Below are 24019 nucleotides of genomic sequence, written 5' to 3' on the forward strand. Positions count from 1 at the left end.
GTGCTCTTCACTGAGCAAACTTCAGACGATATTCCGCCGGTTTCAACCCTGTTCTTCGCTCAAACTGCTTCAAAAAATGCTGGTAACTCTTATATCCGACCTGCTCTGCGATTGCACATGACGCTATGTCCGATGCTTCAAGCAGCCTTATCGCTTCCTCGATCCGCAGATCATGCACCATGTCCAGCACCCCTTTACCATACTTGCGCATAAAAGACTGCCCGAGATGCACCGGATGCATATAAAAGCGTTCTGCCAGCTCCTTGATTGTAAAAGTTTCTCTGAAATGCTCCTGCAAGTATTCAGCCACCATTGCCTGTGTCCCGCCGAGCTGCTTTTGACGAAGGGAGCTTGCCAGTGCCCGGCACTTTAAGCAAAACGACTCCAACATATTGGCAGACTCCTCAATATTCCGATAATCCTGATGCCCAGGATAGATAGCTGTGTTCTTCAACAGCTCTTTTGGTTCTCCTCCCAGCTCCTTGCACAGGGAGAGCCCCCGAAACAAAATCTGGGTGATGAAGATATGAACCAGTTCAGGAGCCGTCTTATTTTTCACCAATTGGCTGAAGGCTTCTCTGATCGACTGGCTCACCTGTTCTGGCGAACCGTTCTCCACATGCTCCATAATGAGATCCACTTCACGAAGAGACTCCGGGTTAAATATGAGACGTTGCTCCTGAATATCTTCGGCGAACAGCAGATCACCCTCATGCAAAAATAAAAAACGCTCCGCCTGGGCTGCCGTGCTTCTCGACAGAGATAAGTTCTCCAACTGCTGCACAGGCAGACCAGTGGCGAGCTGCACGCCATGTGGCACCACTTCGTTTAAAGCAGATAACAGCCGCGTGGCAAAATCCCGATGATTTCCTTCTTGCAGAGTCTCCCGTTCGGAACTACGTTCCCCCCATACGATGCCGCAGACATCCTGCTCATTCTCCACCACATAACAGCAGTGCTCACGGGTCACAACATCCTGAATCGTAGAACGGATCTGACCCGAATCAGCTCGCTGAAATCTTACTTTGACATATGACCATTGACTGGCCTGCTCCTTCAAACTTGAGATCACATGAGCTGCTGTCTCTCTATTCTCATATGCCTGATCAGTAACGAGCGCGAAGAGAATCTGTCTGATTTCCTGATGTTTAGCCTGTTCACGCATAGACTCGCGCTCATGCTTTTGCCTCAATTCGTGTGCCAGTCGCTCCAGCATATCATCCGCTTCTACCGTATCGACCGGTTTTGTTAAATAATTGCTCACACCAAGCCGAATCGCCTGCCTTGCATAATTAAAATCGCTGTAACCGCTCGTAATGACAAACATCGTCGAATCATACCCTTGACGACGAGCCTCTTCAATAAGTTCAAGTCCGTTCATCGCGGGCATATGAATATCTGTAACAACCAGATCAGGCTTGCTTGTGCGTATGGCCTCAACAGCCTCTTCACCGTTGGCACATACACCGTTTATTTCGAAGCCGAATTTCCGCCAGTCGATCAAAAGCTGCAGCCCTTCAATTGCAAACGGCTCATCATCTACCAGAAGCACTTTATACATCTCGTTGCCCCCTTTTCATACGTTACAGTCGATCTGCAGGAATATGAAATCCAGCCTCTGTTCCGCTGCCTTTCTCACTGCGAATCGTAAACGTTGCATGCCCTTCATAGAACAGCTCCAGACGTCGATAGACATTGCGGATGCCCACATGCGAGCCGTCCTTCGCCTGATCCGAGCGTACATCCTGAATTAATTGGCGCAATCTGTCCTGCTCCATACCCACGCCGTTATCAATCACACCAATCGTCAGCCCTGATTCCTCAAGCTGGGCCGTTATATGAATCAACCGACCTGTTTTACGGGCCTGCAGACCGTGCTTGCACGCATTCTCCACAAGCGGCTGAATGCTCATTCTCGGAATCCGCTTGCCTGCAGCCTGCGGATCAATATCCAGTGTATAGTCGAACAACTCCCCGAACCTGAACTTCTCAATCTGAAGATAAAGGGTAGTAAACTGCAGCTCCTCTTGCAGCGGGATCAGATTATCGGATCGACTGAGCAGCTGCCTCATGAGCAGCGATAAACTCTTGATAATTTCCGACACTTCTGTATATCCGTTTTTGGTGCTCACAACCAGCAGCGCATTCAGTGTATTAAACAGAAAATGCGGATTCATCTGGCTCTGAAGCATAGATAATTCTGTGCGCACTTGATCCAGTTCCAGATCCTTATGCCTGATCTCCAATTTGTAGACATCGTTAATAAGAGAATGAATTTTGCTAATCATCATATTAAACGTACGAATTAATCCACCGATCTCGTCCCGGCCCTCCTGAATTTCAATCAGGTCGAAACGCTCATTCCGTACTTTTTCCATATGCCGTGATAACTTCCTAATACGATAATGGTAAGAACGCAGAATAAAATAAATAAGCACCGAGGGCACAATAACACTGATGACGGCCAGCCACAAAATTGAATTACGCGCCTCGTTCAGCAGCTGATCGACATGCCGCGTATCCGCAACCCCAATCAGCTTCCAGCCGTCCAGATAAGCCAAATTGCCAAGAGACTTTTCCAGCACATATTCAGCATCTACATCACCGGACCACTCGCCATCCGCCGGGAAGCGTGCGCTGGACACCACGGGACGATTGTTGCCATCCACCAGCCTCAGCTGCAGGCTGTTCGTCTCACGATTCAGGATGCTGTAGATCCGGTTGACTTCCAGATCAATTTTGGAATACTTCGCGTAATTTGCGTACGAAGTGAACGTCTTCATTTTTCCAATAACACTGATTCGTTTCCCCCGACTGAACCCCGACTCTTCTTCATAATCAATAACCAGAATATCTCCGCTGGCTTGATTCAGCTGGTCAATCCCTGGCAGCGTGGTTCCCTTATCCTTCATGACGATATAATGGCTGCCGGTCTGGATCGTATCATTATTTGTAAAAATACGGACCTCAAGAATGTTCGCCGACATATACCTTGTCAGTTTATCTCGAAGAAAAACATGATACTCATTGTAATATTCCACAGGCGACTGATAGGTACGATCAAGAGCCTCATATAAGGAATCGTCTGCCGCAATCATCCGGCTCAGTGCAACGCTCTCATCAATCATACCCACCAGCTCGCCAGTAGCCCGGTCGATGGATTTGCGCAGATTTTCCTGCTCCCGTACCTTGATATCTGCCGAGGTTCGCTGATAAAAAAACAGATTGATCGCAATGATCGGAAGCAAAATACTAAGCACGTAAATCAGTAAAAACTTGTATCGCAGGGGGATGTCGTTGACGGTCCGAAAGTTTCTCCATTTTGTGCGCACATGATCACCCTTGACTGTTGTTTTTGTATAGAGAAGGCAGTTCCCCTGTAAGCGCTTTAAATTTCTCTGTAAAATACTCGGCATCGTGATAACCCAATTCAAACGCTATATCTGAAATTTTCATATTGGTGCGCCGAAGCAGTCTGCGCGCTTCCTCTATCCGGAGGCGATGCACATATTCGCTGAAGCTGACACCCATCTCACGCTTGAACTGTTGCCCCAAATAAGCCGCATTTACATGAATGTGATTAGCGAGCTGCTGCAATTTGATTTTGGACCGATAATGCTGCTTCAAATATTGAACCGCTTCAGTCACCAGTCCCCCGGAGCCTGGATCGCTCTGGCCAGCGGAAGCAAAGGTTTCTGTAATTCGAACAAAAAGCTCCTTCAAATCTCCCGTAATCCATCTCTCGGTTTGGTGCCAAGCCTGCTCTTGAAGAAGCATGGAATCTTCCCCAAGCACTCGATATTTACGCAGCAGCTCTCCGTGAATATACAGCACAATGCTCTGAGCAAGGCTGAGTCCAGACCGTAATGTCTGCATCTCCTCCAGCATCTCGTCGATCGCATGTGTAATGCCTTTCACATCTCCAGCTTCCATAAAAGAAAGCATTTGCTTGGCATGAGACGTCATTTTCTCAAGATCAGTCTCTTCAAGTGTGCCGTTGACTTCGGCAGGTGTGTCCAGAAGTTCCGCGGCTGCAAACTGCTCGCCTGCATATAGCTGCTCCATCTCCTGTCTTTGTAAATCCAAAGGAACAATCATACTGCGTAACAATTCATGAATCTCTTCAGGTACCAGAGGTTTAAGCACATATTCATTCACCCGATATCGTATCGCCTGCTGTGCATATCCAAACTCGGAATAACCGGTTACAATCACGATCTGGGAATCGTATTTCAGCTCTTCACGCATCGTTCGAATCAGATCCAGTCCATCCAGTACCGGCATCTGGATATCCGTCACCACCAAATCCGGATTCACCGTGCCGATCAGCTCAAGCGCTTCTTCTCCATCCGTTGCAGTTCCACATAACTCATATCCGCAGCCTTGCCAATCAATCATCGTTCTCCAGCCTTCCAGCATAAACGGCTCATCATCTGCTACTATGACCTTGTACATGGATTCACCTGCCATTTCCCCTTTTTTTCTCAAGTATGGCATCGTACAGTCAAAGTGACAATGCTAAAATTAGAATATATCTGCTATATTTATAAGATACTTCAAAAAGCCTTACAGGCTATCCCTTTATCAAGGGCGCATGCAAGGCTATACATCCGGGAAAACCAGCGGACTCTGAAAGCATCTTTAGTTTGACTTACATAACCTAGTCTCGCCCGATAATCCGCCAGAAGGAATCCTTTGGCTGAAGCTGTGTATCAAATACAAACGGCCAGTTTTTGCGACCACGTACAGGGAAATTATCCAGCCAGGTATAATTGTCAGCAACTCCCCAGAACGTCACCGAAGTGATATTGGATTGATATTCACGGAACAGCGCAAAAATATCCTCGTAGCGCTTCTGCTGGAGCTCTGCCATCTCTGCCGTTGGTTCGGTCAGATCGGTACGCCGCTCCTCGTGATCGAACACGGACAAATCCAGTTCAGTCACATGAAGCTGCACATCCAATGAAGCGTAACGTTCAATCGCTTGCCGAATCTCCTCGATAGATGGACCGTGAATATTCCAGTGCCCCTGCATACCAATACCGTGGACAGGAGCGCCCTGATCCAGTAAAGAACGAACCAGATTATAGATTTTCTCCCGTTTGACCGGGTCCGTCTCATTATAATCATTGTAGAACAGCAGAGCATCGGGGTCTGCTTCATGAGCCATATTAAATGCCTGAACCAGATAATCCTCCCCAAGTAACTGCAGCCATTTGGTATCACGCATAATCAGATCAGTCTTATCTTCAATCGCCTCGTTGACGACATCCCAGGCATAAATCTGTCCTTTATAACGGCCAACAACCGTATCAATATGCTGCTTCAGCCGGGACAGCATCAGTTCTCTCGAAGCCGGTCCTCCGGAAGCATCCTCAAATACCCATGCCGGCGTCTGATTGTGCCATACCAAGGTATGCCCGCGTACACCGATTGCACGGGCCACAGCAAAATCAACGATTTCATCTGCCGCCTCAAACGTATATTCATGCTCTCGCGGGTGAACCTCTTCAAACTTCATCTGATTCTCCGCGGTTACACTGTTATAATGCTTCGCAATGAATTCCCCTTCAGTCTTCAGCATTCTCGTATGCACTGCCGCACCTATTTTGAATGAATTGGCATAAGATGCAGATAGGGACGGAATTTCGGTAGACATCCTCGTTCCTCCTCACAGGTTCTTTTTTTCATCATATCGAAAAATGAATGCGCTTTCCATATACAAAATAAACGTTTTGCCCCCTGAAATTCTACCAATTCGAGCAGCGAGCAGGCGGAATAGATCTGCATGCTATACTTTTTCCACCTGCAGCAGGGTCACCTGCTTCACAGTACAGGCCGGACTAATCTGCTCCTCCGAGAGAATGTTCAGCTTGATCAGGCTTTTAAGCTTATGGCTGTCTACTTTGGACAGCAGCCTCCAGATCTCTGGATCGGGCAGAGAAGCGTACAGCTTCTGATCGTCATACTCCTTGCGATGCTGAAGCACTGTTTTCACCTTATAAGAGCCTACTTCCGCCTCATACACCCCCTGCTGCTCACAGTACGCCACAATCTCATCTCTCAACACAGATAACTGCTGTTCAATCTGCTTCTGCTGCTGCTTCAGCTCGAAATACGCCTGTACCTTCTGTTCCATCATCCATCACACTCCTCTACTACCATAGGTATGCAGAAGGTGTGAATTTAGGACAGGCTCACAGCAAGCTTGCGTGCAAATACGGGTTATGAGCAGCAATATTCAGGACCCGCCGCGTAACTTCAGCATCTCTGGGAACACCGCCGCCGCGTGAAAGCAGCACCCAACGTAACCAGGCCAAGGCTTCGAAAGCCGATTCCTCATCCAACATATGATTGGATACAGCTTGTAACTCGGTCTGATAAAAATGGCCCCACTCTTCTCCATTGTATATCCTGATTAGAAAAACAGACCATGCAGCATCGTATCTCGGATCTCCATACTGTCCATTAGTCCAGTCAATAATCGTATATTGTCCGTTCATCTCAACCATATTTCCCAGGTTATAGTCGCCATGGATCAAATGCTCCTGTCTGATCTGTACACGCTTCATCAGATCATGAACAATGGGATAAATATCCTCGTGTTCGGCAGCCTGAGGAAAAAAGTAGTCCACAAAGTCATATCGGGGCAAGTTCGCTTCAAGTTCCTCTCGATGATCTGTAACGTTGACAGAATATTGATGAATCTCATGTAAAGTCTGAGCCATCCGACTTAATATATTTCGATCCAGTCGGCTAACCGGGACACCATCGTAACTCATGAGTAACACTTGATTCTGATGCTGGTCCATCCCCCATCCATAAGGTCTGGACACTCGAACCCCACTCTGCGCAAGAGCAGATAGTAACTCATACTGTTTACCAATATCCGGGCGTGATTCCTTATTCCATATCTTCAACACGTAGAGCTGATCAGGCAGCTCAACGCGCATAACCTCGGCTTCTAATCCTGGCTTCAATGAGATGAGTCGATACGCCTGTTTCATCTCATGCCGAACTGCTTCATCCAGTTGAACCCAGTTAATACTGTCAAGCTGTATCATAGTACTCACAACCTTTCGTTTACATCATGCCGGATCAAGCCCTTGCCTATAACATTGGCAGACACAGGCTCCCTGCCCAATTCTCTGGCCCATATCGATAACTGCCCCATATGATGAATTTCGTGTGCAATCACATGACGCATGATTTCACCCCAAGCGTCTATATCTACACGTCCATCGGCTCGGCGGTCGATGTAAGGTCTCTTTTCCATACTCGGCTCCCAGGCCAGTACAAATGATTCAACGTCCAGATGCAGTTTTCGGTCAAACTCACGAACCGCTTCAAGCGTCTGATAGTTTGCAAAGTCCTCCGCACCGTCGGGTTTGCCTTGCAGCACCTGCAGCCAGCTCCACTCCACATCAATGACATGAAAGAGAGTTCTCAAAATACTCCCGACCCCACCTGTACGTTGACGAAGCAGTTCTTCTGGCGGCAGTTCTGCACACCACGCGTACCACTGTTCACGCACCATCCAGTTATATCGAAAAAACGTTTCCATACAGCTTCACGCTCCTAGGTTGGATTGACCTGTTTTACAGCAGGTTCTTGATTAATTCCATATTCGCAAAACTGGTTGACGTATGCTCGGTATCACCATAAATGCCGCTAATTTGGCTAAAGCCGGATCTGAACCAGAAACGTAAGGCTGGCCAATTTTTGAGTGCTACATTAATTCTAATCTCATGGTAACCCAGTCCGGCAAGCTGCCGAGTTAAAGCAGACATCATTTCCTGTCCATACCCTTGTTTCTGAACACCACTCTGAATATACAAAAATTCTAAGTACAGCACATTTTCAGCAGGGTAACCGTGATATACACTTAACAGTCCTATCTTCTGATCTTCCGCAGCTGTGCGTATGCTTTGAATTCTGTAATTGTTCAACGTTCCACCTGGAGGAAGGTTCCCTTGTTCCAAGCAATTTTTCACGTAATTCGGATCATTTTCTTGTCCATCCCATTGTTGTATATAGCGGCTTGTATCGTACAGTGATTGAAGTTCAGCAATATCAGAAACCTCTACATCTGATATTAGAAGCCGTTCTGAACTCCATCTTGAAGGAAGCTGTTCCACCATTATTCACTCCATTTATATCAATCGAACTAAAGATTTTACACAATCCACTCCGATGACAGAACAACCTGGAGAGTAACGGTTATCCCCAGATTTTTTTTGATTCCCTTATCCAAAGGGGAAAATCCGGTGATCAGCGTATGCTTCCGAAGCAGCTTTCTTTCAGAATGCTTTCAGGCGACCGCTCCGCTTTTTCAGGTTTTTTCTATCCTCTCCGTTAACGTGTAAATGGATAGTTCAACTTATATCTTTCTCAGTTAATCTCTTCTTGATATACAAGACTATATGTATTCCGGTATAAATAAACAGAATATTGACAAAGTACACCAGCAAATTAATATGCATGCCCGAAATAAACCAGATGGATGCCTCCGGGTTTGAAATATGATAGTCCGTCAGAAAACGGAGCGGGAATCCATACTCCGTATGAAGCGGGCCGCCTTCCGTCTGCAATGTACCGGGAATGAAAAAGATAGATAGTAGAGCAAGCCATGCAGACCAATTAAATATTTTTTTATGAATCGTCATCACGTCTCCTCCTGTTCTTCCTTAATCGGATTACCTCCATAGTATGTTCCCTCCAATTCTTTATCCAGATAATTCCTGCACATCAGTAATAACAAGAACTTTATGACCTGCCATGATGCAATCCGGCTCCTCTTCTTAATTATTAACACGCTGGTTTGACGTTTGGTTATGTTCTATTTCATGTTTAATGCAATGACCGCCTGCCTTTCATCGATTAGAGTTATCATTCTTATACCATTTCCGCAGCTGATTAATGTGTGCCTGATGATAACGATTGTGGTCAGCCATATGCCACAGTGCCCAGCGAACGGAAGCCTGCTTTTCATTCTCATGTCCGAAAGCAAGCACGGTATTCAGGTCTTGATCAGTCAGCAGCGAGCATGTTTGCTGCAGCATGGTCATAACCAAACGATGTTGAGAAATCAGTGTGTCTCTTGACACTCCCTCAATGAACGGAAGTTTGTTATCTTTACCGATCATAGGGCCATACTGCTCCAACATATCGTATGGGAGTTGCTGTCCTTTCATGCGATATACCCAGTTCAGGTCAACGAACATAATATGTCTTAGCAGCTGAGCTGTGCTGTTGTAGAGATTACCGGGTCCTTTATAATCGACCTCCTCCTGTGACATTGAACCCGTAATGGATTCCAACCTGTTCCAGTTCTCTTCTACCATAGCGAAAAGCATGCCCACCGCAGAACTCATGTGATCTTCACCTTTTAAATCATGAATCACGCTCATCACTCCTTAATAGATTTATCTATCTTCACTGCTTATCTTTCAATAACGCTTTGATTTCCCTTAACTCTTCCAAAATCTCGCGCGTATGCTCACTATTTTTCGAAGTATCGATAGCCGCCTTAACTACATATTGACCTAGAATCAGCAATACAAGTACACCAATAATGACAACAAAAATGATAGTTACCTCCCCCTATTTAGACCAATGAATGAAAAAGGCGATCTTATAAACGAGAGAAGGCGACCTTGCTAGATCGCCCTTGTCGCTAATTCATTTCTTTTTCGAGTTGATTCCCGTAGAAGGCTTTTAAAATAAAATCCCGACCAGGCACGTTCAGACGCGCATACGATTGCAGATATGGTCTATTATCATAGGGCACCGCCGTAAATTTCACATCCAGCTGATGCTTCTGAAAATCCACAATTCCGTATCTCGCCACCGCCAGATCATTACAACCCAATGCTCCCGGATTCAGGTAGACGCGCCGCGCTGTCCTGAAATAATGCAGAATATGATAGTGTCCAAAACAAATCAGATCATACGAGCTGCCTTCGTATTTTGCATCCCACTTTATTCCGGCAGGCTCCTTCTCGATTGCATCCAGCTTGTCATCCGTCATATGATAATGTGTCAAAAGCACATGCTGTCCTTCAACTTCTTCTTCGATCGTTTGGGGTAAAAGCTGTATTCGCTTGATGGAGTCCTCGCTGAGCCGCTCCGCAATCCACTCATGATGCTGCTGCATGCCTTTGTGTCCTTCCAGCGGCCCTTTCCCCTCAAGCAGATGCAGTACAGCTTGTTCATGATTTCCTGCGATAGCCGTCAGGTTCTTGCGATTGTATAACATGTCAAGAACTTCATTGGAATAAGGGCCAAGGCCGATCATATCTCCCAAACAAAATAACCGCTCAATATCCCCCTGTTGATCAATATCCTTCAGTACAGCTTGAAGTGCAGGCGCATTTCCATGAATATCGGTTAGAATAGCCGCTTTCATTCCGATTCCTCCTCGGGAATATACATCGTCTGAATCTCCTGAACCCCCTGTACAAAGCCCAGATTCACATATACGGACTCTGCTTCATTACCTTCCATCACATACAGCCGCAAAAATGGATAATGACCCTTGAGCATCGTTAATGCTCTCTGTAACATCCGGGTAGCCAGTCCTCTTCCTCGATACGAAGGAATGACGCCGATACTGTATACCGCAGCCTGATTGTCCTGTAGACACAAGCGGCAGTTGGCAACCAACTGTCCCGTCTCCTGATCATATACAAGCGTAGAGGCCCGGGACAGGATCTCGTTCGTATAATTAGGGTCTTCGTCAGGCGTAAAATCTTCCAGGGATTTCTGCTTTCTTCGCGTTGCTTCAAGACTGCCGCCAAAACTCTCCAGATCACACCGGGCAATCTGCTCTTCGTTGATGTACTTCAAACCGCCCGTTCCGTTTTCGATAATCTCGGGACTTTGTACAGACCATCTGTCCTCCCATTCGATCTCATAACGATCCACAGGCCGCTGCATCCAGCGGCACCTGAATTCGGCCGGCCAGAATCCAGCTCTGGCAAACCAGTCCACCTGACCCGGCAAAATCTCAAATGTCACAATACGTCTACTGCGATCAGACCACTGCATTAATTTTTGCTTCAGCAGCTTGACGACCTGATATCCTTGCTGGAATGGCGGAATCAAGAATAAATGATACATCTTGTTCGGTTCCATTCGCACACCGCCTATTTTGCTCTCATTCTGATAGATCCAGTACGCGCTGCACCTTGAGGAGTTGAACTCTTCTTCTCTGAAAAATCCAACGTAACCCATATCATAATAAATGGTGCAAAATAACCCCCACTCCTGATCATCCGCAAGCCTGAGCGAGTATTCATCTGACAGATCATATTGAAGCGTGTCTGCAGTCCACTCTGTTAAACTCATATGTCATTCCTCCTAGACCACGTATCCAATCTCCGTAATATCCTCCTGAAGCTCATCAAGCTCCAGTTCCGCGTTCAGCCCCTGCAGCAGTTCTTCATTCAGCGGCTTCATAGCAAAAACATGCTGTACCCACTGCAGCTCGAGTTCAATCTCATAATACCCCTGAGCCCAGGCAAGATAATACGCTGCACCTCCAGTAAGCAACTGCAGCAAGGCATAGGCTTCATCCGCAAGCTGCTGACTCGAGGCCCACTCGTTCCGCCCCGCTTCATTCCAGATGCAGAATGTCGTCTGATCCATCATAAAAGCGGGCTCTTTCAGAAACGCTTCATATACCTTAGGCACACCCGTCAACACGTCACCAAGTTGATTCTTATGAAGAGATGCATAGGCTTTGTCGTAACCTTTCACGATCAAACCGCGGGAATCAAACAGCGCAAAGTAGTGATCTCCCTCTCCATCTCTCAGCGAGGCCATCTGTTCATTCACATCCCAATGCGCATTGTATGAGTAGAATCTATACTGCCATTCCGGCATCAAAATGGCATCCAGCATCGCTGCTGCCTTGAACATCCGCTGGCACTCTTGAATATCGGGCAGTTGCTGGATAAAACTAGAAGCTTTCCGCATGCCTTTACCTCCTGAATGATGTTATTAATCTATCCTGCTGCTTCTCTTGCGCACAAAAATCAGCCAGCTGTCCGAGCCGCCATAATTAATTGCAGTACCCCTTCCTTCTCTTGCGAGGTAAATAGAACCATCTGCATCCCTTGGTTGATCTGTACTTGAACCTGTTCTGTATCCAGAGCTTTTAAAGCTTCCAAAGCGTAACCCACATTGAATGACACTTTACATTCCACTCCGAGAAATTGATCGATATCCAGAGACTCCAACGCTTGATTTACTTGACTTGAGGCGCTGAACTGCACCTGCTTCGCCTGAACCCGCATTCTAATCAGATTTGTTCTCTCCTGAGAGGCAATAATTGCTACTCGTTTCAGCGAAGCTATAAGTGTAGACTTTTGGAGGTTAAAACGAGCTGCGTACGCCCCTTCTACATCTATATCAACGTTCGGATAATTGCCTGAAATGGAATGGGTTAGAAGTGTAAAATCTTTGCCGTTAAACTCAATTTTGGATTTGCATAATTTGACGTCCACAGACTCATCGCCAAGAAGTTTTTCAAGCTCGTTTATGGCCCGGCCAGGAACAATTGCCGTTTCGCTGGCAGCAGAACTTTCAGACTTTAGAGTCTGCTTCACCTTCCCCATCCGATACCGGTCACAGCCAATCATGGTTAACGTGTTATTCTGAACCTCCATCTTCACACCGGTAAGTGTGGGCATCTGTTCTTTTTTCTGGATTGCAAACAAGGTTTGACGAATCGCGGCTTTCAGGTATCCTCCGTGGATCGTAAACAATGTCTTTTCCTCCATGCGCTCTGGAAGCGGGTATTCATCAGCCGGCAGCAGTTGCAGCATAAAGGTGGATCTGGCAGAGGGGGTAGTCACCGTTAAACGATCATTCGTTTCCTCGTTGGATAAAATAATCTCGCTCTCTTGCATCTTTCGCACAATGTCGGCCAGAAGTTTGGCTTGCACCACAACTCTGCCTGATTGCTGAATCTGAACATGCTCTGTATGCATCTCCGTCATAAAAAAAGTGGTGCCCTCTCCACCAATGATGCTAATTCGGTCTGTAGACACCTCTATATACACACATTCAAGCACTCGAACATGCTCATTGGATGACACAAATCGGACCGTTCTGCTTAACTGCTCCAGCAAACGAACACGGTTTATAGCTACTCTCATGGGGACAGCTCCTTGCTTTGGAAATTAAGCAGTGAAACAATGACATATAGAAAAGCCTGTACTACAGTTGGACGTCTCTCCTGAAGTTATAGATATTTCTTAAATGCTTTACTGGACTCTCCATCATACCCAAGCTTCGTGTAGAAGTGATGCGCCCCGTGCCTGGAGGCACCACTGGCAAGAAGCATCTTCGAAGCGTTCAACTGTACACATACCTGTTCAAGGTGCTCCATTAATTCTGAACCATATCCCTTGCTCCGCACCTTGTCAGAAATAACAACCCTCTCCACCACACCAAACGGTCGATTTCCTGCGAGAGCATCCAAGCATATATGTAAATGTGCGGTACCGACTATCTGATCCTGCACTTCGTATACAAACAGAAAGCTGTGTTCGTGGCATCTAATCTCTTCAATGCGTTCAGCGAGCACTTTCGTACCCGCATGATCAGGCAGTAGTTCTCTGTACAATCCTTCAATACATGCTGCATCCCTGGCTTCCGCTTCTCTGATCATGACTTGCTGCCCCCTATTCTCTTATACGGTAACTCAAAATAATATCACCGTTATCCTCTCGTTCACCTGTTTCCTCAAAACCACAATGCTTGTACAGCGTATTGGCTGTGATATTGTGAGGTACATGAGATACTCTGATCTGTTTACAGTCGCTTCGTTCTTCCAGCATGTGAATAATCTCCTGGATAGCGTTTTTGCCATAACCCTGCCCCTGATATTGCCTATCAATCATAAAGCGAAGAATCCAGTAGTACCCATCCGTATACATCTCGTTATCAAATAAAACAAATCCGACCATGTCATCTCCCGCATAAATCCCGTAGGGTCTTGAAGTGACTTCCTTGGTCGCATGGATTAATGAATCCGCGTTGCTGGCTACCAGTGCTAACTGATCTTCCCGTGGTTGAAGACGGATACACTGCTCCTCATTTTCCTTTGTTATCCGTTGTAAAGTTACTCGTTTCTCCATGTGATAATTCATACTCAACACTCCTTCAGCTGTCACTGCCTAAATTCTTTTGATCAGTATGACTTCCAGTGGCTGATTGTCCAGCAGGAGTGCGCCTGCATCTACATAGCCCATTTTCCGATAAAAATGCTGTGCTTGCTCGTCCGATTGTGTGGAGGTCATGACGATATCAAAACCCTTTTGTTTCATTTCATTTTCCCAATGCTGCACAACCAGCCGCCCTAATCCGCGACCGCGATACGGCTCTTCCATCCAGATCATATTCATAAAGGGCATGTTATCCCAAAAATATCCATACCTCATCCAACCGATCCTTGCTTCACCTTCCCAGAGGATGTAAATTTCCTTCTCCTTTATCTTGGGTTCAACCAGTCCCTGATGAATATGCCGATCCTTATCAACGATGTAGGTGTAGTCTGTCTGCAAGGCATATTCAATGTTCATGTGCATAACTCTCCTTTATGTTGGAATCTCATCTATCATAACCCAAAATGTGGTATCTGCGTATGATTTCTTCCTCTGCTTCTGATCACCATGCTCATAGCATGGCATGCAAAAAAGCCGCGTTATCCGCGGCTCACTTTTGTGCTTAATCCCGATTTATCTATTCAAGCTTTAGCTAGTTAGCTTCAGAGTTGCTGTTCGTTTCTTCCGCTCACCATCTGGCCTTGATACCATACAGCTTCTCTGTGTGCCCGCCGAGCCACCGCTTCGGCCGCACAGCTCGCATGTACCAGCACAAAACTCGCCGCATCCCCCGCCTTCGGCCAGACCCTCTCCCCTGCTGCATTCAGCGGTGTCACTCCGCCTGTAATCACGGCCAGCGACTGTGATAAAGACAACTCGTCACTGTATCCATACAGCTCAGCGAATCGGCCAGCCTTCTCCAGCATATCGCCGCTGCCAAACGGTGACCAGTGATCCGTCAGACTGTCCGTTGCCAGCTTCACGTTGACACCTGCTTGCCGAAGCATCGGAAGCGGCATCATCGTCTTGCCAATCGGAACGGTTGAAGCCACACTCATGCCTAGCGATGCCATTCGACCCGCCATTTCTTCGGCCTCGTGCTGTTCTGCACTGGCAAACCAGAACGCATGACTGACCGTAACCTGACCATGAAGCGCCGCTTCTTCCGTCAGTCTGACAAGCTCAAGCAATGTCTGCTTGCCCGCTTCTCCGCTGTCATGCAGATGCATATCAATCCCCGCCTGATGCTTCACTGCCAGCTCAACCATCGTATGCAGCGATTTCTCTATATTTTTATCTACAGTATAAGGATCAAGTCCCCCAACATGAGTTGCTCCTTCTGCCATAGCTTGTTCCATAAGCTCCACCGAGTTTGAGTGGTACAGCCCATGCTGCGGAAACGCAACAATTTCGGAAGATAACTTTCCTGCATAACGATCAAGTGCCTGTTTCGTAACCTCCAACCGCCGCAGCCCGCTGACCGGTTCAATGTTGCAATGTGCACGAACATGTGTGGAGCCATTGGATTGAATCAAAGCGAGCAGGCTTTCTGCCTGGCGTCTGGCCTCGGGCAGCAGCTTAGGCAGCAGCACCTTCTCCTCTTCCATGCGATCAAAGATACTGGAGATACGTCTAACCGCTCTCCACGGCCCATCATAGTAGGTTTTATCCAGATGAATGTGTGCTTCTTCAAACGAAGGCAGCAAAAGAAGCCCTTTGCCATCTATTTGCGGCAAATTGTCCGTCAGCTGTTCACTACCATCCAGAACGGCTGCGATCACTCCGTTCTCAATCCGAAGATGCGAGAGTCCTGTTTGTGTGCCTGTGACCTCTGTTCCTTCACGAATGTACCCTTGTTCCAAAATGACATTTGTCAGCCAATATGTCTGTTGCATAGATCATTCACCTCTTGATGTTAAAATTCAAACCTTGCATGCCCTCCAGCTTCAACACCTTGAATCTGCTCGATATCCAGCAGCCTGCGCTTCAACTCCAGACCACCACGAAAGCCCGTAAGCTTGCGGTTCGCACCAATAACTCGGTGACACGGGAGCAGCAAAGGAATCGGATTCGCTCCGTTCGCTGCACCTACAGCCCGCACAGCCGAAGGCCGTCCGATCACGGCAGCGATATCGCCATAGGTACGTGTCTCACCGTATGGCACACGCCCGAGCGCTTTCCATACCTGCTGCTGAAATTCGGTACCGATCAGGTCAAGCGGGATGTCCTCTGTGTAAGCTGTCCTTTCTCCTGCAAAATAGGATTTTATCCAGTCCATCATACCGGTCTGTTTTAACGCTTGCTCATTTTCCTCCAGCTCGGCGCCAGGTGCAATTTTACCAATCCAGCCGTGCCAGTCCTCCAGCGTTTCATTCGGCATAACGATCCTGCACAGCCCCTTCTCTGTTGCAAGCAGACTCCAAGGACGACCGTCCAGCTGCATCGTGGTATACATTATCTTTTGACGCATTCCCTATTCACCCTCTCTTTAACATTGTCTGAGTCAGAACCCCTTTGCCATCATCTGAGTCAGGAGCTTGTCTCTTTTGGCGCAATTGTCTGTTTGTTCACCTTACGTTTCATGCTGCGGATCACTTTCTTGTCCTCCGGCGTTACCCGGTATGATTCCGTAATCTTCTGCAGTGCCTTGTTGTACGTAAAATCATCAATCGTGTTGTGCCTTAAATACGGCATGGTAGCTTCAGGCTGCTTCACATAAGCGATCGAGATTGCCCAGGCCACAGCCATTTTCACATAATAAGCCTCATGTTTAATCTGATCAAGCAACGGTAACACCTGATGAATATAAGGCTGCTCCAGATAAAAGTTCAACAGCATAACCACGCCAAAGCGGATGTCATATTCCTTCTCGGATTTCAGATAAGGCTGAATAAAGTTCCACATCGCTTCGGTATGCACTTTCGTATATTTCAGTCCGGCACAGAAGCTGTCACACACGGACCAGTTGTCGATCTTGGGAACAAAAGCCGCAATAAGGGTCAGCAGCTCATCCAGCTCTGCCTGCACATGCCCGATGACCATGCCCTGCAGCATCACTTCTTCAAAATATTCGTCCTTTGCCGTATTCAGGTACGTCCGCCAGTCTCCTGCGGCGATCTGTTTGGCTATTTTGCGGACTGCGGGTAAGCGCACCCCCATTACATTGGATATATTCGGGATAAGAGAAGCCGCGAATTTCTGGTATTCCGGCTCAGCCAGACTGAGCAATTGTGTTCGAATATCTCTTTCCAAGAAGGACGACCTCCACATCGGTTTTATTGTAAAAGCTGTAGAACAAGTATATCCTGAGCGCTTCCGTTTGTAAGCCTATCTCGAATGTTTAAGCAAGATTACAATATCCTGTCCCATGTGGGTACAGCGTTGTTTAACACTAGCGCCTTTTCGTTTAAAAATATGAAACCCAGCATTAGAAAAGGAGTGTCGATATGAAAAGGTCACAGACGACCAAAGAGCTTTCCCTTGAGGAAATCACCTTGCAGCTTACGCAGCATGTACAATCCCGGAATCTGCCGGAATTCTATAAACTTGTGAAGGAACTGCGTCCCTATGATCTTTCACTCATCTATAAAAAGTTCCCGAAAGACGACAAAAATCGCTTTCTTCTTCTATTCAAGCCGGATATACTGGCCGATCTGGCCGAGAACCTGAAGCTGCACGAGCAGGCTGAACTTTTTGAACGACTCGGGCCAGAGCGTACACTGGAAGTCATGCAGCAGATGGATAAAAGTGACCTCATCCGCTTCATGCACGATCTGCCTGCAAAGCGCAGAGAAGAATTGCTGTCCAGCATGAATCTGGATCATTCAGCGATTATCCGCTCTGTGCTCAGCTATCCACCGGAAACGGCCGGACGGATTATGACAGACCGTTATCGTACCCTGTTCACTCACGATACAGCGAAGGAAGCACTAAGACAATCACAAGGCACTTTACATCTCTCCGCTTCCAGTTATCTCTATGTCACCGACAATGAGGGCAAGCTGGCTGGTGTGGTCAGTTATCGTTCTCTCGCTCTGGCCGATGACAAAACCAAGGTGGAGGAATTGATGACCAGACGGGTCATCCACGCCACCGTAGATATGGACCAGGAGGAAGCGGCCCAGCTGCTGCAGCGCTACGAATTCATGGCTCTGCCCGTTGTAGATGAGAACAACCGTCTGTGCGGCATCATCCAGATGGACGATGTCATTGACATTATTATGGATGAGGCCAGTGAAGACCTCGCCAAGATGGGCGGCGGCGGCAAGGATATTGATTTTGATACCAAACCACTCGTCGCGGTCAGACGCAGGCTGCCCTGGCTTATTTTGCTGTTATTAATCGGCCTGATCTCGGGAAGCATTGTGGATTTTTTTGAGGATACATTGAATCAGGTTGTGGCGCTCGCATTTTTCATGCCCATGATTGCCGGAATGACAGGAAATACGGGAACGCAGTCGCTCGCGGTTGTTGTACGCGGACTGATTGGACGCAAGCTGGACAGAACAACGGTGCTTGCTCTGATTATACGAGAGATCAAAGTCGGCATGATGATTGGTGTGGTCTGCGGCGTGCTGATTACGGTGATCGCATATATCTGGCAAGGGGACTGGCTGCTCGGTATGATCATCGGTGTGTCCCTGTTCTTTACGTTGATCATCGGTACACTGACAGGCACCTGCATTCCGCTCCTGCTCAGCCGCTTCAAGGTCGATCCTGCTGTAGCTTCCGGTCCGTTGATTACAACGTTGAACGATATTCTTTCACTGTTTATCTACTTCGGCATCGCTACCCGTTTCATAGGTGCATTGATGTAGATAATGCGAGGTCAGGATCAGTTTCTTCTGTTCTCTCCGTTAACGTCTTGTAATTGAATGGTTCTCAAGTTATATCGTAAGGACGTATGGGAATAAGCTGGAACCTCTTGACCATAAAGAAAAATATGGTATCGTAAGTTATATCATATGTTGAAACTTGGTTTCAAACAATGAAACAAGAGGTGGTTATTGTGCCAATCGATTTTCACGATCAACGCAACAGAATGACGTATGCGACCAGAACTGCGGATGCATCTTGGCTCTCTTTGATTGAGGAGCATGCAGGCATAGCTGGTAAAGAAATTGTTGATATCGGCTGCGGTGGAGGAATTTATACTAAAGCTTTAGCAAGCTCAGGAGCGAAGCATGTCACTGGAATAGATTTTTCGGAAGAGATGTTAAACGGGGCTGCCAAGCATTGTGAGAATTTGAGCAATGTCACATTCAGACAAGGCAATGCCTACAGCTCGGGACTTCCAGACAGTACATTCGATATCGTCCTGGAAAGAGCGCTCATACATCATCTACAAGATTTAGACAGCTGTTTTCAAGAAGCTAAGCGTATCCTGAAAACAGATGGTGTATTCATCATTCAAGACAGAACACCGGAAGATTGTTTACTGCCAGGGGATGAACATCATATTAGGGGTTACTTCTTCGAAAAGCATCCTGAATGGATTGACATGGAGCGCTCCCGTCGGCACGAAGCCCATGAAGTCCAGAGATCGCTTGATTCCAATGGATTCGTGATCGTAAAAACAGTGCAGCTCTGGGAAACCAGGTGTGTTCATCAGGACCTGGCTGCATTAAATAAAGATCTGGCGCAGCGGACCGGACGCTCGATTCTTCATGAATTAACAGACCATGAGCTTGGCGAGCTGATTGTGTTTATTAACAGCAAACTTAAAAACAGCACAGCTCCGATTATTGAAAAAGATTCATGGACATTATGGATTGCCGTTCCAAAATAAAGTCAAAAAGGGCTTGGCACACGCCAAGCCTTTTTGCTAAGTTTGTATTAAGCCGCTCTTTTATTTTTGTTATAGATATCAAACGCTACCGCCAGAAGCAGCACCAAGCCCTTGATTCCCTGCTGCCAGTCGATACCGAGACCGATCAACGACATCCCGTTGTTCAGCACACCCATAACCAGACCACCGATGATGGCACCAAACACCGTTCCGATCCCGCCTGAAGCCGACGCCCCCCCAATGAAGCAAGCCGCGATGGCATCCAGCTCAAAGTTCGTACCCGCTCTTGGCGTAGCAGCATTCAGACGTGCGGCAAAGATCAGACCGGATACCGCAGCCAGTGTACCCATGTTCACGAACACCCAGAACGTGACTTTTTTCGTTTTGACCCCAGACAGCCCTGCCGCTTTCTCATTGCCGCCGAGAGCATATACATGTCGTCCCATGACGGTACGATTCATCACAAAGGAGTACACCACAATCAGTACAAACAAGAGCACCAGAATATTCGGGATCCCCGCATAACTTGCCAGTACAAATGTAAACAGGTTCGTGACCGCAGCGACCACAATCAGCTTGAGCAGGAACAGCCCTTGAGATACAACCTCAAAGCCATACTTGCGCTGGGATGCGCGTTCCCGCAGTTCATTAATGATGTACCAGATCGTAAGTGCAATCCCCACAATAATGGACACCAGACCCAGACCGGAGAATTGAACGTCCGGCAGGAAACCGGAGCTTATTTTCTGGAATCCGGCAGGGAAAGGGGAGATGGACTGCCCTTCAAGCACAATCATCGTCAAACCACGGAACAGCAGCATTCCTGCCAGCGTCACAATGAAGGCCGGAATCCGTACATATGCGATCCAGAAGCCCTGCCATGCGCCAATCAGCGCACCGACCAGCAGGGAAGCAATAACTGCAAGCCACGCGGGCAGCTGCCAATCCACCATCATGATGGCGGCTACGGCGCCGACAAAGGCTGCAATCGAACCGACAGACAAGTCGATATGGCCTGTAATAATTACCAGCACCATGCCGATGGCGAGGACTAGAATGTAACTGTTTTGCAAAATCAGGTTTGTAATATTGATCGGCTTGAGCAGCAACCCACTCGTCAGCACTTCAAACAGAAGCATAATGACAACGAGGGCGATGATCATACCGTATTGACGTATATTATTTTTGAACAGTTTAGTTACCGTTTCCATGCTTACCGCCTCCAGACTTGGTCATATATCTCATCAATGTTTCCTGCGATGCCTGCTCCCGGCTGACTTCACCCGTGATTCTTCCGGCATTCATCACATAAATCCGGTCACACAGACCCAGAACCTCCGGCAGCTCGGAGGAAATTACCAGCACACCCTTGCCTTCGGCAGCAAGCTTATGGATAATCGTATAAATTTCGAACTTGGCACCTACGTCGATTCCACGCGTCGGCTCATCCAGAATCAGAATATCGGGCCCGGCAAAAATCCATTTGCTCAGCACCACCTTCTGCTGGTTGCCTCCACTCAGATTGCCTGTTTTCTGGAGGATGTTAGGTGCTTTAATGTTCATGCTTTTTTTCATCTCTTCCGCAACCAGCACTTCCTCTTGCTCGTTCACAACGGCATTGCGGGTCAGTTTGCCAAGTCCGGTGAGTGAAATGTTGCGTTTGATATCATCCATTAAAATAAGTCCATATTCCTTGCGATCCTCTGTCACATAAGCAAAACCATTCTGAATGGCTTCTGTCACACTGTTGTTCTGAATCGGCTTGCCGTCCTTGATCAGCTGTCCCGAGATGTTGCGACCATACGATTTGCCGAAAATGCTCATCGCAAGCTCAGTACGTCCCGCACCCATCAGTCCCGCGATCCCTACGATCTCACCGCGTCTGATGTTCATGTTGATCTGATCCAGCACCTTACGCTCCGCCTGATGCTCGTGATACACTGTCCAATCCTTCACCTCCAGCACCACGTCTCCAATGGTGGCATGACGTTCAGGATAACGATTCGTCAGGTCCCGTCCAACCATTCCGCTGATGATTCGATCCTCGGTGACGTTGTCCTTTTTCATATCGAGCGTTTCAATCGTCTTGCCGTCCCGCAAAATCGTCACCGCATCCGAAACCTTGGACACCTCGTTCAGCTTATGGGAGATCAGGATACAGGCGATGCCCTGCTTTTTGAACTCGAGCATCAGCTGCAGCAGATTTTCACTGTCATCCTCATTCAGCGCAGCAGTTGGCTCATCGAGAATGAGCAGACGTACTTTTTTGGAGAGCGCTTTCGCAATTTCGACCAATTGCTGCTTGCCTACTCCGATGCTGGACACAAGAGTATTCGGATTTTCGTTCAAGCCCACCTTGCCCAGCAGTTCACGCGTTCCGACAAAGGTTTCCTTCCAGTTCACGATGCCTTTGCTGGCACGTTCGTTGCCCAGAAATATATTTTCTGCAATCGAGAGATACGGGATCAGCGCCAATTCCTGATGGATAATGACAATGCCCAGCTCCTCACTTTGTTTAATGTCCTTGAATTCACACGTTTTACCGCGGAACAAAATATCTCCTTCATAGCTTCCATAGGGGTATACCCCGCTCAGCACCTTCATCAGCGTAGACTTGCCTGCGCCATTCTCACCGCATATCGAATGAATCTCGCCTTCCCGCACCTTCAGATTGACGTTTTCCAGCGCTTTGACACCGGGAAATGTTTTGGTTATGTTCTTCATTTCAAGAATGATGTCCGTCATGGCATGTGCTCCTTTCCTGGGTTTGCGTTACGGCAGCCCTATTTCATGATCTACCTCATGGCAAACCAATCTCCTGTTTCGTGTAATACTTGCTGCCCACAATATCTTTTTCGACATTGGTTCGATCTACAGAGATCGGGTCGAGCAGATAAGCCGGAACCACCATTAATCCGTTGTTATACGATTTCGTATCATTCACTTCTGCTTGTTTTCCCTGCAAAATGCTATTGGCCATCTCCACCGTTTTCTCAGCGAGCTTACGTGTATCCTTGAAAACCGTCTGTGTCTGTTCCCCGGCCACAATAGACTTGATGGATGCCAGTTCCGCATCCTGTCCGGTAATAACCGGCAGCGGTTTGTTCGGCTTGCCGTAGCCGATGCCTTTCAGAGATGAGATGATCCCGATACTGATGCCATCATATGGGGATAACACCGCATCCAGATTATCGCCCGAATAGTAGGCACTCAGCAGGTTATCCATCCGTGCCTGAGCCAATGCCCCGTCCCAGCGCAGTGTGGCGATTTGTGCCATCGTCATCTGTTTGCTTCGTACGACCAGCTTGCCGGAATCAATATAAGGCTTCAGCACAGACATTGCACCGTCAAAGAAAAAGTAGGCGTTATTGTCATCCGGTGATCCACCGAACAACTCAATGTTAAATGGCCCCTTGCCTTCTTTGAGCCCCAGCTTCTGTTCAATGTAGGAGGCTTGCAGCACGCCCACTTTAAAGTTGTCAAACGTAGCATAATACGTCAGATAAGGTGTATTGCGGATGAGCCTGTCATACGAGATAACCTGTATGCCTTCGTCATGAGCCTTCTTGATCACATCTGTCAGCGTGTTGCCATCCACCGATGCGATCACCATCACATCCACACCCTTGGTAATCATGTTCTCAATCTGGGAGATCTGATTTTCGACGACATCCTCTGCGTACTGCAGATCGGTTTTGTATCCTTGCTCCTGGAACAGACGAACCATGTTCTCCCCGTCTCCCACCCAGCGTTCCGATGATTTGGTAGGCATGGATATACCGACATATCCTTTTTCCTTGCTGCCTACATCACTTTCAGCCAGATTACAGGCCGAGAGCATCAAAGCCATTATCAGAAGCCAGATGAGTATTGCTCCTTTTTTCATATGAAGTTCCCCTTTCTTCACGTCTTTACGTTCCGATTCATTATCGAGATAACGCTTACAACTGGGCGAGTGTCACGCAGTCATCATGCCTTTCTGCCTCCTATCGTAGCATTTCAACTACGTGTGGTCTTTGCAGGTTTTGAACCTTTTTTATAAAAATTTAACTTTTGATGGAAGAGGATAACGAAAAACCCACCGCAGGCGGTTAACCTTTTGCGATGGGTTTGATTA

At 47.4% G+C, this 24019-nt stretch carries 25 protein-coding genes; 2 read left to right on the forward strand and 23 right to left on the reverse strand.

What is annotated here, in order from left to right:
- Positions 1–7 precede the first annotated feature (7 nt).
- From IEW26_RS05315 to IEW26_RS05410, 20 genes are all read right to left on the reverse strand, one after another.
- Entirely contained in the window at positions 8–1561 is a 1554-nt protein-coding gene (locus IEW26_RS05315; protein WP_188591530.1) for a response regulator transcription factor, read from the reverse strand.
- 22 nt (positions 1562–1583) lie between these two features.
- The gene (locus tag IEW26_RS05320) at positions 1584–3332 is read right to left on the reverse strand and encodes a sensor histidine kinase (RefSeq protein ID WP_229729663.1); all 1749 of its coding nucleotides are present in this window, start codon (positions 3330–3332) and stop codon (positions 1584–1586) included.
- A 4-nt stretch (positions 3333–3336) separates the two neighbouring features.
- On the reverse strand, positions 3337–4455 hold the full coding sequence (locus IEW26_RS05325; protein WP_188591532.1) for a response regulator transcription factor: 1119 nt from the start codon (positions 4453–4455) through the stop codon (positions 3337–3339).
- Positions 4456–4660: 205 nt separating this feature from the next.
- Positions 4661–5659 carry an endo-1,4-beta-xylanase gene (locus tag IEW26_RS05330; protein WP_188591533.1) on the reverse strand — a complete coding sequence of 333 codons (999 nt, stop codon included), beginning with the start codon at positions 5657–5659 and terminating at the stop codon, positions 4661–4663.
- A 132-nt stretch (positions 5660–5791) separates the two neighbouring features.
- Complete coding sequence (locus tag IEW26_RS05335; protein WP_188591694.1) at positions 5792–6139, reverse strand: hypothetical protein; 348 nt, start codon at positions 6137–6139, stop codon at positions 5792–5794.
- A 58-nt stretch (positions 6140–6197) separates the two neighbouring features.
- Positions 6198–7064 carry a phosphotransferase family protein gene (locus tag IEW26_RS05340; RefSeq protein ID WP_229729664.1) on the reverse strand — a complete coding sequence of 289 codons (867 nt, stop codon included), beginning with the start codon at positions 7062–7064 and terminating at the stop codon, positions 6198–6200.
- 5 nt (positions 7065–7069) lie between these two features.
- Positions 7070–7564, reverse strand: coding sequence for a DinB family protein (locus IEW26_RS05345; RefSeq protein WP_188591535.1), 495 nt, complete (start codon positions 7562–7564; stop codon positions 7070–7072).
- Between the two features lie 34 nt (positions 7565–7598).
- Positions 7599–8141: a GNAT family N-acetyltransferase gene (locus IEW26_RS05350; RefSeq protein ID WP_229729665.1), complete on the reverse strand. Its 543-nt coding sequence runs from the start codon at positions 8139–8141 to the stop codon at positions 7599–7601.
- Positions 8142–8375: 234 nt separating this feature from the next.
- Positions 8376–8666 (reverse strand): hypothetical protein, encoded by a 291-nt coding sequence (locus IEW26_RS05355; RefSeq protein WP_188591536.1) that lies wholly within the window; start codon positions 8664–8666, stop codon positions 8376–8378.
- 207 nt (positions 8667–8873) lie between these two features.
- Complete coding sequence (locus IEW26_RS05360; RefSeq protein ID WP_188591537.1) at positions 8874–9404, reverse strand: DinB family protein; 531 nt, start codon at positions 9402–9404, stop codon at positions 8874–8876.
- A gap of 272 nt (positions 9405–9676) precedes the next feature.
- Positions 9677–10408, reverse strand: coding sequence for a metallophosphoesterase family protein (locus IEW26_RS05365; protein ID WP_188591538.1), 732 nt, complete (start codon positions 10406–10408; stop codon positions 9677–9679).
- Positions 10405–11349 (reverse strand): GNAT family N-acetyltransferase, encoded by a 945-nt coding sequence (locus IEW26_RS05370; protein WP_188591539.1) that lies wholly within the window; start codon positions 11347–11349, stop codon positions 10405–10407. The genes IEW26_RS05365 and IEW26_RS05370 overlap by 4 nt, the downstream gene beginning before the upstream one ends.
- 12 nt (positions 11350–11361) lie before the next feature.
- Entirely contained in the window at positions 11362–11979 is a 618-nt protein-coding gene (locus tag IEW26_RS05375) for a hypothetical protein (protein ID WP_188591540.1), read from the reverse strand.
- A gap of 59 nt (positions 11980–12038) precedes the next feature.
- Entirely contained in the window at positions 12039–13163 is a 1125-nt protein-coding gene (gene dnaN, locus IEW26_RS05380) for a DNA polymerase III subunit beta (protein ID WP_188591541.1), read from the reverse strand.
- Positions 13164–13249: 86 nt separating this feature from the next.
- A complete protein-coding gene (locus tag IEW26_RS05385) occupies positions 13250–13678 on the reverse strand; it encodes a GNAT family N-acetyltransferase (RefSeq protein WP_188591542.1) in 429 nt (142 codons plus the stop codon).
- A gap of 13 nt (positions 13679–13691) precedes the next feature.
- The gene (locus IEW26_RS05390; RefSeq protein WP_188591543.1) at positions 13692–14159 is read right to left on the reverse strand and encodes a GNAT family N-acetyltransferase; all 468 of its coding nucleotides are present in this window, start codon (positions 14157–14159) and stop codon (positions 13692–13694) included.
- 27 nt (positions 14160–14186) lie between these two features.
- Entirely contained in the window at positions 14187–14591 is a 405-nt protein-coding gene (locus IEW26_RS05395; RefSeq protein ID WP_188591544.1) for a GNAT family N-acetyltransferase, read from the reverse strand.
- 185 nt (positions 14592–14776) lie between these two features.
- Complete coding sequence (locus IEW26_RS05400) at positions 14777–16009, reverse strand: amidohydrolase (protein WP_188591545.1); 1233 nt, start codon at positions 16007–16009, stop codon at positions 14777–14779.
- 20 nt (positions 16010–16029) lie between these two features.
- On the reverse strand, positions 16030–16584 hold the full coding sequence (locus IEW26_RS05405; protein WP_188591546.1) for a methylated-DNA--[protein]-cysteine S-methyltransferase: 555 nt from the start codon (positions 16582–16584) through the stop codon (positions 16030–16032).
- 59 nt (positions 16585–16643) lie between these two features.
- On the reverse strand, positions 16644–17366 hold the full coding sequence (locus tag IEW26_RS05410; protein ID WP_188591547.1) for a DNA alkylation repair protein: 723 nt from the start codon (positions 17364–17366) through the stop codon (positions 16644–16646).
- A gap of 194 nt (positions 17367–17560) precedes the next feature.
- On the opposite strand from IEW26_RS05410, the gene mgtE reads away from it, so the two are divergent.
- Positions 17561–18931, forward strand: a complete 1371-nt coding sequence (gene mgtE, locus IEW26_RS05415) for a magnesium transporter (RefSeq protein ID WP_188591548.1) — start codon at positions 17561–17563, stop codon at positions 18929–18931.
- 191 nt (positions 18932–19122) lie between these two features.
- Complete coding sequence (locus IEW26_RS05420) at positions 19123–19902, forward strand: class I SAM-dependent methyltransferase (protein WP_188591696.1); 780 nt, start codon at positions 19123–19125, stop codon at positions 19900–19902.
- Between the two features lie 47 nt (positions 19903–19949).
- On the opposite strand, the gene mmsB is transcribed toward IEW26_RS05420, so the two are convergent.
- From mmsB to chvE, 3 genes are read right to left on the reverse strand one after another with little or no spacing between them, the layout of a single operon-like run.
- The gene (gene mmsB / locus IEW26_RS05425) at positions 19950–21113 is read right to left on the reverse strand and encodes a multiple monosaccharide ABC transporter permease (RefSeq protein WP_111270776.1); all 1164 of its coding nucleotides are present in this window, start codon (positions 21111–21113) and stop codon (positions 19950–19952) included.
- The gene (gene mmsA / locus IEW26_RS05430) at positions 21097–22647 is read right to left on the reverse strand and encodes a multiple monosaccharide ABC transporter ATP-binding protein (protein WP_145406134.1); all 1551 of its coding nucleotides are present in this window, start codon (positions 22645–22647) and stop codon (positions 21097–21099) included. The genes mmsB and mmsA overlap by 17 nt, the downstream gene beginning before the upstream one ends.
- Positions 22648–22702: 55 nt before the next feature.
- Entirely contained in the window at positions 22703–23788 is a 1086-nt protein-coding gene (gene chvE, locus IEW26_RS05435; RefSeq protein WP_111270778.1) for a multiple monosaccharide ABC transporter substrate-binding protein, read from the reverse strand.
- Positions 23789–24019 lie beyond the last annotated feature (231 nt).

Source organism: Paenibacillus silvae, assembly GCF_014639235.1.
GTDB lineage: Bacteria > Bacillota > Bacilli > Paenibacillales > Paenibacillaceae > Paenibacillus > Paenibacillus silvae.

What these genes read in the sequence shown, in the direction of transcription:
- IEW26_RS05315 (WP_188591530.1), bottom strand. Translation starts at nt 1,561, where the DNA reads ATGTATAAAGTGCTTCTGGTAGATGATGAGCCGTTTGCAATTGAAGGG.
- IEW26_RS05325 (WP_188591532.1), bottom strand. Translation starts at nt 4,455, where the DNA reads ATGTACAAGGTCATAGTAGCAGATGATGAGCCGTTTATGCTGGAAGGC.
- IEW26_RS05330 (WP_188591533.1), bottom strand. Translation starts at nt 5,659, where the DNA reads ATGTCTACCGAAATTCCGTCCCTATCTGCATCTTATGCCAATTCATTC.
- IEW26_RS05335 (WP_188591694.1), bottom strand. Translation starts at nt 6,139, where the DNA reads ATGGAACAGAAGGTACAGGCGTATTTCGAGCTGAAGCAGCAGCAGAAG.
- IEW26_RS05340 (WP_229729664.1), bottom strand. Translation starts at nt 7,064, where the DNA reads ATGATACAGCTTGACAGTATTAACTGGGTTCAACTGGATGAAGCAGTT.
- IEW26_RS05345 (WP_188591535.1), bottom strand. Translation starts at nt 7,564, where the DNA reads ATGGAAACGTTTTTTCGATATAACTGGATGGTGCGTGAACAGTGGTAC.
- IEW26_RS05350 (WP_229729665.1), bottom strand. Translation starts at nt 8,141, where the DNA reads ATGGTGGAACAGCTTCCTTCAAGATGGAGTTCAGAACGGCTTCTAATA.
- IEW26_RS05355 (WP_188591536.1), bottom strand. Translation starts at nt 8,666, where the DNA reads ATGACGATTCATAAAAAAATATTTAATTGGTCTGCATGGCTTGCTCTA.
- IEW26_RS05365 (WP_188591538.1), bottom strand. Translation starts at nt 10,408, where the DNA reads ATGAAAGCGGCTATTCTAACCGATATTCATGGAAATGCGCCTGCACTT.
- IEW26_RS05370 (WP_188591539.1), bottom strand. Translation starts at nt 11,349, where the DNA reads ATGAGTTTAACAGAGTGGACTGCAGACACGCTTCAATATGATCTGTCA.
- IEW26_RS05375 (WP_188591540.1), bottom strand. Translation starts at nt 11,979, where the DNA reads ATGCGGAAAGCTTCTAGTTTTATCCAGCAACTGCCCGATATTCAAGAG.
- dnaN (WP_188591541.1), bottom strand. Translation starts at nt 13,163, where the DNA reads ATGAGAGTAGCTATAAACCGTGTTCGTTTGCTGGAGCAGTTAAGCAGA.
- IEW26_RS05385 (WP_188591542.1), bottom strand. Translation starts at nt 13,678, where the DNA reads ATGATCAGAGAAGCGGAAGCCAGGGATGCAGCATGTATTGAAGGATTG.
- IEW26_RS05390 (WP_188591543.1), bottom strand. Translation starts at nt 14,159, where the DNA reads ATGAATTATCACATGGAGAAACGAGTAACTTTACAACGGATAACAAAG.
- IEW26_RS05395 (WP_188591544.1), bottom strand. Translation starts at nt 14,591, where the DNA reads ATGAACATTGAATATGCCTTGCAGACAGACTACACCTACATCGTTGAT.
- IEW26_RS05400 (WP_188591545.1), bottom strand. Translation starts at nt 16,009, where the DNA reads ATGCAACAGACATATTGGCTGACAAATGTCATTTTGGAACAAGGGTAC.
- IEW26_RS05405 (WP_188591546.1), bottom strand. Translation starts at nt 16,584, where the DNA reads ATGCGTCAAAAGATAATGTATACCACGATGCAGCTGGACGGTCGTCCT.
- mgtE (WP_188591548.1), top strand. Translation starts at nt 17,561, where the DNA reads ATGAAAAGGTCACAGACGACCAAAGAGCTTTCCCTTGAGGAAATCACC.
- mmsB (WP_111270776.1), bottom strand. Translation starts at nt 21,113, where the DNA reads ATGGAAACGGTAACTAAACTGTTCAAAAATAATATACGTCAATACGGT.
- mmsA (WP_145406134.1), bottom strand. Translation starts at nt 22,647, where the DNA reads ATGACGGACATCATTCTTGAAATGAAGAACATAACCAAAACATTTCCC.
- chvE (WP_111270778.1), bottom strand. Translation starts at nt 23,788, where the DNA reads ATGAAAAAAGGAGCAATACTCATCTGGCTTCTGATAATGGCTTTGATG.